This is a genomic window from Bradyrhizobium sp. WSM1743, assembly GCF_000473065.1.
In the GTDB taxonomy this organism is placed as follows: domain Bacteria; phylum Pseudomonadota; class Alphaproteobacteria; order Rhizobiales; family Xanthobacteraceae; genus Bradyrhizobium.
Map to the genome: position 1 here is coordinate 1 of NZ_AXAZ01000124.1, position 9,628 is coordinate 9,628.

A 9,628-nucleotide genomic window follows, 5' to 3' on the forward strand; every position below is an offset into this window, starting at 1 on the left:
TTCATGATCTGATCCGAAATCGGCTTGACCAGGTACGACAGCGCCGTGCGCTCACCGGTCTGGATGAACGCCTCGACCGGCATTCCCGGCACGAGCTTGAGGCCCTCGAGCCGCGCCAGCTCCTGATCTGGCAGGCTGATTCGGATGGTATAGTACCCCGCTCCAGTTTTTGAGTCCTGCGTGACGTCGGCCGCAACCTCAATCACCCTACCATTCAGTTCGGGCGTCGTGCGTAGATTGAATGCGGCGAAACGGAGCAGCGCGCGCTGACCAACCCGGATTTGGTCAATGTCCTGAGGCGCAAGTCTGGCTTCGACGAGCAGCGGCTCGCTCTCGGGCACGATCAACATAATGGCATCGCCAGGGTTGATCACACCGCCCACCGTGTGGACGGAAAGCTGGTGCACGCGGCCATCTTGTGGCGCGCGAATATCGATGCGCATGAGCTGGTCCTCGGCCTCGATCCGCTTTTCCACCAGCTCCGAGATCTTGGCCCGGATCTCACCGAGTTCCTTGCCTACCTCGCTCCGCAGGTCCTGGTCGATCTGAAGGATCTGCAAGGCCGTCTCACTGATCTTGCCTTTCGCTTCTGCGATGGAGGACATCAGCGCGCCTCGTTCACCGTGCAACCGTGCCGCGTCGCGTTCCAACGCCGTAACCCTTGTGATGGGCACAAGCTTGCTGCGCCACAGCTGCCGAACGCCATCGAGCTCCTGGTTGATGAGTTCGATCTCACGCTGCTTAGCGGTGACCTGCTCGGTCATCCCGCGGATCTGCTCCTGCACCTGGCCAATGCGCTCGTGAAGCTGCGCCTTCTGCCCCGCGCGGGCAGCGTGGCGAACTTCGAATTGGGTGCGCTCGCCTTTCAGCACGGCCGCGACGACCGGATCGGAAGAGTGTCGTTCGAGATCATCCGCGAAAGTCACAGCCTCGCTGCCGTCCCGTTCCGCCTCGAAGCGGGCCTGACGAGCCGTGAGTTCGGTTAGGTTCTTGACGACCATGGCCAAGTTAGCCCGCGTGACGGTTTCATCAAGACGTATCAGGATTTCACCGGCTTTGACGGGTTGCCCCTCACGCACACGCAGCTCGCCGACGACGCCCCCCGTCGGGTGCTGCACCTTTTTCACGTTCGAATCGACCACAATGCTGCCGGGTGCGACGACGGCGCCTGCGAGTTCGGTTGTGGCCGCCCAACCACCGAGGCCTCCAACCAGAACGATGGCCGCTGCGATGCCAATGCGAAGCTGACGGTGGATCGCGGGCAGCGCCTGGCTTGTGAGCGCAACACTCATGAACCGATCTCCTGAGCGGGGCTTTCGAGAGGTACCGGCTGCACCGGCTTCGGCGCAAAGAGCTTTCTTGCGATCTGGTCCCTTGCCCCCAGCGCTCGCATGCGCCCTTCGGCCATGACCAGCAGTTGATCGACGGTTGCAAGCGCGCTCGCCCGGTGTGCAACAACAATGGCGATGCCACCCCGCTCGCGGACCGCGACGATCGCGCGGGTGAGCGCCTGGTCTCCTTCGCCGTCCAGATTTGAGCTGGGCTCATCAAGCACAACCAAGAACGGATTGCGGTACAGGGCTCGGGCCAAAGCCACTCTTTGGCGCTGTCCGGCCGACAGAAATATACCGCCCTCGCCGACCCGCGTGTCATAGCCGTCGGGCAGGCGGAGAATGAGCTCATGGATGTTGGCCGCCTCGGCTGCCTCGACGATGGCTGCCGGATCGGGCTCTGATTCGAAACGAGCAATGTTCTGGGCCACGGTTCCTGCAAAAAGCTCGACATCCTGCGGCAGATAGCCGACGTGGCGACCAAGCGATTCAGGTCTCCAGTGCTGGATCGCGGCTGCATCCAGTCGTACGGTGCCTTGTGCAGGCGACCAGACGCCCACAATCGCACGTACGAGCGAGGACTTACCCGAGGCGCTGGGACCGATGATGCCGAGCGCCTGGCCCGCCTTCAACGCAAATGATACCTCCTGAACGACGAACCGCCGCTCCCCCGGGGGCAGCACTGAAACGGACTCGACCGCGAGCGCTTTGCAAGGCGGCGGGAGTGCGGTCGGCTGGTCTCGTTCCGTAAAAAAGGTCGACCACTGCTTGAACCGCTTCAAACCGTGTCGGGCGGTCACCAATCCTTTCCAATGCGCGACCGCGAGTTCGACCGGCGCCAGTGCTCGCGCGGTCAGGATCGAACCTGCGATGATGATGCCGGCAGTCGCCTCCTGATGGATCACCAGATAGGCGCCTACTCCGAGCACCGCCGATTGCAGCATCAGGCGGAGCACTCTCGAGATCGCGCTGAGGCTGCTTCCGATATCGGCGGCGCGTTGCTGGCTCGCCAAACAGGCCGCGCTCGCCTGGTCCCACAGTCGTGAGAGAGGCACGCCCATGCCCATCGCGCGGAGCACCTCGGCATTGCGCCGGCTCGCTTCTGCAAGCGCGTTGCGCTTGGCCGTATTTGTTTCAGCTTGCCGGGCAGGCGATCGTGTCAGCACGTCGGCCAGAATGGTCAGGGTAATTAAGATCAGCGCGCCCGCGAGCGCTGTCCCACCAATCAAAGGATGAAACAGGTAGCAGATTCCAAGATAGACGGGTATCCAGGGAAGGTCGAAGAGCGCGATCAGACCAGGGCCGGATAGAAAAGCGCGCATCTGGTCAAGGTCGCGCAGCGGCTGCAAGCCATCGCCACCTGAGGACGCGGCCTCGAGCGGCCATCGCACTATGAAGTCGTAAACCCGCGAGCGTAGCACCTCGTCCAGCCAACCGCCGAGCCGGACCAGCACCCGAGCGCGCACGACGTCCAAGATGCCCTGGAATGCGTAAAGGCCGAGGGCCAGCACGGCGAGACCGAGGAGTGTCGGAATGCTGCGGCTCGGCAGGACCCTGTCGTAGACCTGCAGCATGAAGAACGAGCCCGTGAGATAGAGCACGTTCACCAACGCGCTAATCAGCGCCACCCCCAAGACAGCTCCGCGGCACGCGCGCCATGCGGACGCTGAGTCCCCGTCCCGGCCCGGCGAGATGGAGCTGGAGAGCGAGCGGGGCAATTCCCACCTCCTCTGGCTAGCTATCCATCGACTGACATACTGCCAACGCGGTCAGCCGGTCCGTCTCTGCTTCCGACCGGCTGGCTGCAGCCTCAATCCCATTCCAAGAATCTCGCTCCGGCGCCAATGGCCTGCTTTGCCTCGCGGCACCGGTCCAACAGCGCACTTCATGTCACGCCAACAGCGCACCATCGTGGTGATGAGTCGGATCGTTCGGATCGGTGATGGTCGGCGAGAGGATCCACACCTTTCCAGTTCCGGGTTCTGCCAGGTTGAGCCCCGGCTCGAACACCCCGAAATCCACGATGAACATCGTGCCGTCCTGGAATTTGACGTCGATGGGCTTATTGAACCCGTTGGGGTCGAAGATATCCTCCACCGTATTGCTGGTGTGCGTGATGAAATCGGTCACGGCGCCGGTGGTCGGATCCACTTGGACGACCTTGTAGCCGACCAGGTCCTGCGCCCCGGTGACCGGCACGAACGAGCCGGTTTCGGCGACAAACAGATCTCCGACCGAACCGAACTGAGCGTTCGACGAGAAGTCGAATTTGTTGGCCGATGAGTGATATTCGAACTGGGCAACAGCAGGTTCGACCTGCAGGCTGTTCCGGAAGTTCTCATCCAGGACAAACCCAGGAGGCGGGATTGGAAGCTCGCCTTGCGCGAACAGAGGATCGGTGACGGGCAGCACTGCCCCTGTAATCGGATCATGGAAGAAATCAGGCCATCCGAAAAACTCCGCTGTCCCACCCGTGTTCAACGCGAACAGATCGTCGAAGTCGTTCGCGATCGGCCGCGACTCGACGACGTGCAGCCCATCCAGCGGAGCCGACCGGATATCAGCGCCGTTGTTGGTCGCGAACAGCAGATCGGGGTTGGACGGGTCAAAGCCGATCCCGAACGGATTGCGGAATCCCCAACCCTCGAGCCGCAGGGTCGACGCGGGATCATCAGCGGTCGGATCAAAGGAATAGATTGCAGCATTGCCTGCAATCATCCCTTCTTGCGGCGAATCCGGCGTGGCGGCGGGTATCACCGTACCTGGCGCGATCGGGCCTGAACCAAACGGCATGAATGGTGCCGTGACCTGATTCTCGGGGTTGAGCCCGGGCACCGCAATGGGGGCGTGGAATTCGGTGCCGTTCAGCACGACGTCCTGCGCGGCGAAATCGTGGAAATCAGGAAACTGCGTAAGCCAGCCGCTCACGAGCTCGTTGTCCGGTCCGACAACACTCGAATTCGTGGCACTCCCTTGTGAGAAAAAGAGGCGCCCCGAAGAGTCGTCGAAGGCGATCTCTTCGGTGTAGTGATCACCAGTTGAAGGTAGGTTCGTCAACACGGTCGTGAAGCTGCCGACCGGGTCGGCGGGATCGAATTTCGAGATAGCGCCGACCAGCCAGTCGTTGGCGCCGACCTGCCGGTGTGCAACCCAGATCTCGCCGTCGTGGAAAGTGATGTCGGTGATCGGTCCGGCCAAAACCCCCGCGGGGAGCTGATTACTGGCGAGCACCGGGATGGGATGCCCATCCGATCCGATCTGGACGATCTCCGGCACGGTGTTTGGCGTGGCGCCTGACTCGCTCACCCAGACATGACCATCGGAGAACGTGATCGCGGTCGGAAACGTCAAGCCGGTCGCAAAAGCCTGCAGCGAGTAGCCCTCTGGTACGATCACGTTCTCAGGGGTCAATTGATCATCGTTGTCGTGACCGTCGCCATTGTGATCGTCGCCATTGTGCTCGTCGCCGGCTTTGCCATTCGGTTGAATTTGACCAAAGCGCTCCAGCACTCCCTCGAGCCCAGCATTCAAGGGAGAATTCAAAGTTGGCGCGTTCTGATTGGCGAGTTGAGATAGCTCGGAAGCAGCGAATGCGAGGGCGCTCGATTGAGCATCGCCAATGCGCGCCAAAATTGCGTCGAGTGCAGCATTGAAATGAGAATCGCTAGTCACTTGCATATTAGCCTCCTCCATGAAGAGAATTTGGCTAACGAAAAAAGCAAGCAAACACACTCACCCAACGTGAGCTGTTGGATATTGCTATTTCAGCCAACAGTCCTTCGCAAGTTAATTTTGCTCTCCCCCTAGAAGCCGCACGATGTGCCGTCTTGGGAGCGCAGATGGAGCAGCGAGCGAGGGACGCTGAAGTTCTGGTGCTCCGGCTGACTTATCTGCTGATCCCATCAATGCGGTGCGGAAAGCTGGTCTCGCTCGGCAGAGCTCCAAGCCCGAAGCCGGATTGCAATGGGTACTATATTCTGTCTTACGGCCGAAGCCGGTATCGGAGTGATCCAAACGCCGAAGCTCAATGCACACCGCGAGGCCTGTCCCGGCGCAAAACAGGCAGAATTTCATCGTGATGAGGGGCACCGGGCGTACTCCTAGCGCCCCACGTAGGATGCTCAGGTGGACTTCAGCGCACCATTCATGCCGTTGGGGTAGAATCCGCCTTTGCTCACGCCCTGCTTGTCGGTGAGATAAACGATGTGCAGGACCTCCTGCGGCGTGCGGTGGAAGGCAATGGCATCGGGCGTGGACGGAACTACGTTGGCCTTGCCGTTCACTCGGATACCTTGGTCTTTGTCATCTGGCCCGTCCACCTGATCTCGCGCATCGGAGATCGCATTGGCCGCCGTCCAAGCTTTCTCTCCCATGAGGTATAGCTGCGATCGGGCCATGCCCATGTGATACGCCTCCACCGCCAAGATCCCAGCCGCGGCTTCCACGAACTCCTTGTTCTTGAGCAGCGGCGCGGCACCGGCGTAGGCGGTCACGCCCACGTCCTCGAACAGCATGCCGCCGAGCAGGACGCTCATGTCGTCCGCAAACGGATCAAAATCCGTGGGAAGACCGGCGGCCTGGGCCGCTGCCTTGAAACCCGCCTCGAAGTCGATCGCGGGGCGCGATATGGCGCTCCTGCCGAGCGTCTTGCGGTAAAAGCGGACGTGGGCGAGCTCGTTTTCCGCCAGTTCTTCGACGAACTCCCTGATAGCCTGGTTGTCGAACTTGGCTTGATGTCCGCCGACCACGCTTGCCGCATCGGAGCCGACGTCCGCATCCGAGATGCCTTTGCCCGTGGTGGCGCGGAGGTAGAACTCGGCTTCCATGTATTCCAGGTTCAGCGCGAAGGTGAAGATATCCTCGTCACGGAGGGCGGGCTTCTCGCCCAGGCCCACGCCGGTCGTCTGGTGGCTCTTCTTCTGCGCGTAGGCCGGCGGTAGCAACAGCCCGCTCAGTCCGAGGAAGGACAAACCGGCAAGAGACTGCCGGCGTGAGAACGCGAGCATTTGTTTGTTCATGGCGAACCTCATGGGAAGCGCGCCCGCCATGCTCCGACAGCCGTGCACGCGCGTGCGCTGGCTTCGAAGGCAATGTTCTGAGCTGGATGCCGTTCCTAGCGCTGCAAGACCGTAGGAGTTGGGCCAAGGATCCGGAACGCACCGAGAGGAACTTGCAAGTGGATGGACCATTGTCCTGGAAAGTTCCATTTCGGAGATTTCCATGAGCATTAATCCTAAGAGCACCGCCAAGATCGGGGAGCACCCGCTGCACCCCATGCTGATCCCATTCCCCGTCGCATTCCTGGTCGGCGCATTAGTTAGCGATCTGGTCTTTGTTGGCACCGCTGACGCGTTCTGGGCCAAGGCTTCCATGTGGTTGATCGGCGCGGCAATCGTGATGGCGCTCGTCGCTGCGTTGGCCGGCTTTATCGACTTCTTCGGCGAACCGCGGATCCGTCGCCTGACTGACGCCTGGTACCACATGATCGGCAATCTCACGGCCGTCGTGGTTGCGCTGGTGAACTTCGTCCTTCGATATAGCCAGGGCGCCGAGGCCGCCATCAAGCCGTGGGGCGTGGTGCTGTCATTGGTCGTCGTAGGAATCCTGCTGTTCACCGGCTGGAAGGGCTGGGAGATGGTCTACCGCCATCACGTCGCCGTGCTCGATACGCCCGAGCAGATGGCCGCCAGCGACCGCGGGCCTCGACGGGCGGCCTGAACATGCGCATTCGCGGCTACCGCCTGGGCAAGGACCGGATCCGCGGACGGCCGAATAGAAGAGCGGCCGGCAGTTGGGCGGCGCTGCGGGAGCTTGCCGGCACGCTGCTGCGCGAAAAATCCTTTCTGCGAAGCGCCTACGCGTTTTTCAAGCAGAACAAGCCGGGCGGGTTCGCCTGTGTGGCCTGCGCATGGACTAAGCCGGAGAAACCACAGACCGTCGAGATCTGCGAGAGCGGCGGCAAGGCGACCGGCTGGGAATTGACCCGCAAGCGCGTGCCGCTCGAGTTCTTTGCCACTCACCGCATGAGCGGGCTCGAAACCTGGTCGGATCATGCACTCGAAAACCTCGGCCGTCTGACCCATCCGCTGAAATGGGACGCCGCTACGGATCGTTACCTCCCTGTCGCCTGGGACGAAGCGTTCAGCATGATTGGTCGGGAACTGAGGAGCTGTGATCCGAAAGCGATCGTGTTTTACATGTGCGGCCATGCGGCCTTGGAGACCGCCTACATGTACCAGTTGTTCGGTCGCATCGTCGGCAGCAACAACTTCCCAAATAGCTCCAACATGTGCCACGAGAGCACGTCGGTCGCCCTGCCCCAGGCGATCGGCGTGCCGGTCGGCACCGTCATTCTGGAGGATTTCGACAAAGCCGATTGCATCTTCTTCTTCGGTCAGAACACCGGCACGAACAGCCCGCGTTTTCTCAATCCGCTGCAGCAAGCGAGCCGGCGCGGTGTGCCAATCATCACCTTCAATCCAATCCGCGAACCAGGTCTCGGGCGCTTCCGGAACCCACAATCGCCCCAGATGGCGACGGGCGCATCGACGCCGATCAGCTCGCAATACTACCAGGTCCGGGTAGGCGGAGACGCAGCCGCCATTCTGGGAATTTGCAAGGCGTTGCTGGAAATGGATGAGCCGGCCGTCGGACAAGCGCCGGTTCTTGATCATGAGTTCATACGCGAGCACACCAGTGGCTATGAGGAGTTTGCCAGCGTCGTGCGCGAGCTCGATTGGCAAGAGATCGAGCGCCGCTCTGGGTTGGCCCGGAAGGAACTGGAAGTGGTCGCCGATATTTACGCGCGATCGAACGCCACGATCTTCTGCTACGGGATGGGCTTGACGCAGCATCCGGCAGGCGTCGAAAACGTGCGACTACTTTGCAATCTGATGTTCCTGCGCGGCAACATCGGAAAGCCGGGCGCCGGCATTTGCCCGGTGCGGGGCCACTCGAACATTCAGGGTCAGCGCACTGTCGGGCTCGCGGAGAAGCCCGAGCTCGTTCCTCTCGATACCTACGCTCGGCTCTACGGGTTCGAGCCTCCTCGCGACAAAGGAATGAACACGGTCGAGACCTGCGAGGCGATTCTTCAACGCCGCGTCCACGCTTTCATCGGCTTCGGAGGCAATTTCGTCCGTGCTGTACCGGACACCGCAGCCGTGGAGCGGGCGTGGCGAGATATCGGTCTAACGGTGCAGGTCGCGACCAAACTTAACCGCAGCCATATTGTGCATGGGAAACAGGCCTATCTATTGCCCTGCCTGGGCCGCATCGAACGTGATGAACAGGCGACGGGGGCTCAAGCGGTCGCCGTCGAAGATGCAACCGGCTGCGTTCATGCTTCGATCGGTCACGCCGAGCCAACAAGCCCGGACCTGCTGTCGGAGCCGAAGATCGTCGCCGAGCTCGCCAAGGCTACCGTGGCCGGAAAGTCTTCCGTCGATTGGGACGGCTGGGTGGCGGATTATTCGCGCATCCGCGAGGCGATCGCACATACCCATCCCGAGATCTTCCACGACTTCAACAAGCACATGTGGACCCCCGGCGGTCATCACCGGCCATTACCAGCCCGCGTGCGCGACTGGAGGACTCCAAACAGGAAAGCTAATTTCCACGTCCCGAAGGACTTCTTCGAGCAACATGAGGAGGTCCGGTCTGAAGACGCCTTCGATCTAATCACGCTGCGAAGCAACGATCAGTTCAACACGACGATCTACGGCTTCAAGGATCGCTATCGCGAGATCTTCGGCACGCGCCACGTATTATTGATGAACCCGAACGACATCGACCGCCTGGGCTTGCGCGCCACCGATCGCGTGGACGCATATGGCGATGACAGCGACGGGAGCCATCGGGCGGTGATGGGATTGCAAGTGGTGCCGTACAACATCCCGGAACGATGCTGCGCCGGCTATTACCCGGAATGCAACGCACTGATCCCGTGGTGGCATCACGCCAAGGACAGTAAGACGCCCGCAGCAAAGCTGGTGCGCATCCGGATACGAAGTCGTCCGTTAAGAAACCGATTTGAGCGGTAAGCAGTCGCTGGCGGCCGCGATGAGGGTGGTCAGGATCAGGCACCAAAGAGCCCTCAGCCAGGTGAGGACACGGCGGAAGTTGTGACCGACGGCGGAGAGGATGACGTTAGCCGCATCGCCGGGGCGGCCTTTGAGGTAGCATCGGCCGAGGTGACCATCGGTCTTCAGGTGTCCGATGATGGGCTCGATGGCGGAGCGGCGGCGCAGCTCGTGCTTGATGACACCGAAGACGCCGCGCTTCTGGCCGGAGATGAA

General features: G+C 61.3%; 6 protein-coding genes and 1 pseudogene. 2 read left to right on the plus strand and 5 right to left on the minus strand.

Going from position 1 to position 9,628, the window contains the following annotated elements:
- From YU9_RS43885 to YU9_RS0137520, 4 genes are all read right to left on the minus strand, one after another.
- Positions 1-1,292: HlyD family type I secretion periplasmic adaptor subunit (locus YU9_RS43885; RefSeq protein ID WP_036019193.1), on the minus strand; the 1,292-nt coding region annotated here is incomplete at its 3' end.
- The gene (locus YU9_RS0137510; protein ID WP_156952261.1) at positions 1,289-3,049 is read right to left on the minus strand and encodes a type I secretion system permease/ATPase; all 1,761 of its coding nucleotides are present in this window, start codon (positions 3,047-3,049) and stop codon (positions 1,289-1,291) included. The genes YU9_RS0137510 and YU9_RS43885, both read right to left, overlap by 4 nt.
- Positions 3,050-3,221: 172 nt before the next feature.
- Complete coding sequence (locus YU9_RS0137515; protein WP_245266710.1) at positions 3,222-5,009, minus strand: sorbosone dehydrogenase family protein; 1,788 nt, start codon at positions 5,007-5,009, stop codon at positions 3,222-3,224.
- A 443-nt stretch (positions 5,010-5,452) separates the two neighbouring features.
- Positions 5,453-6,157: a ferritin-like domain-containing protein gene (locus YU9_RS0137520; RefSeq protein WP_245266711.1), complete on the minus strand. Its 705-nt coding sequence runs from the start codon at positions 6,155-6,157 to the stop codon at positions 5,453-5,455.
- A 394-nt stretch (positions 6,158-6,551) separates the two neighbouring features.
- Between YU9_RS0137520 and YU9_RS0137525 the strand changes: the two genes are divergently transcribed.
- Together YU9_RS0137525 and YU9_RS0137530 are read left to right on the plus strand one after the other, a co-directional pair.
- Positions 6,552-7,049 (plus strand): DUF2231 domain-containing protein, encoded by a 498-nt coding sequence (locus YU9_RS0137525; protein WP_027577305.1) that lies wholly within the window; start codon positions 6,552-6,554, stop codon positions 7,047-7,049.
- Between the two features lie 2 nt (positions 7,050-7,051).
- Positions 7,052-9,373 (plus strand): FdhF/YdeP family oxidoreductase, encoded by a 2,322-nt coding sequence (locus YU9_RS0137530; RefSeq protein ID WP_051380666.1) that lies wholly within the window; start codon positions 7,052-7,054, stop codon positions 9,371-9,373.
- Here YU9_RS0137530 and YU9_RS0137535 read toward each other — a convergent pair.
- Positions 9,350-9,628: pseudogene (locus YU9_RS0137535) on the minus strand (IS5/IS1182 family transposase); the annotation flags it as partial. The gene YU9_RS0137530 and the pseudogene YU9_RS0137535 overlap by 24 nt on opposite strands.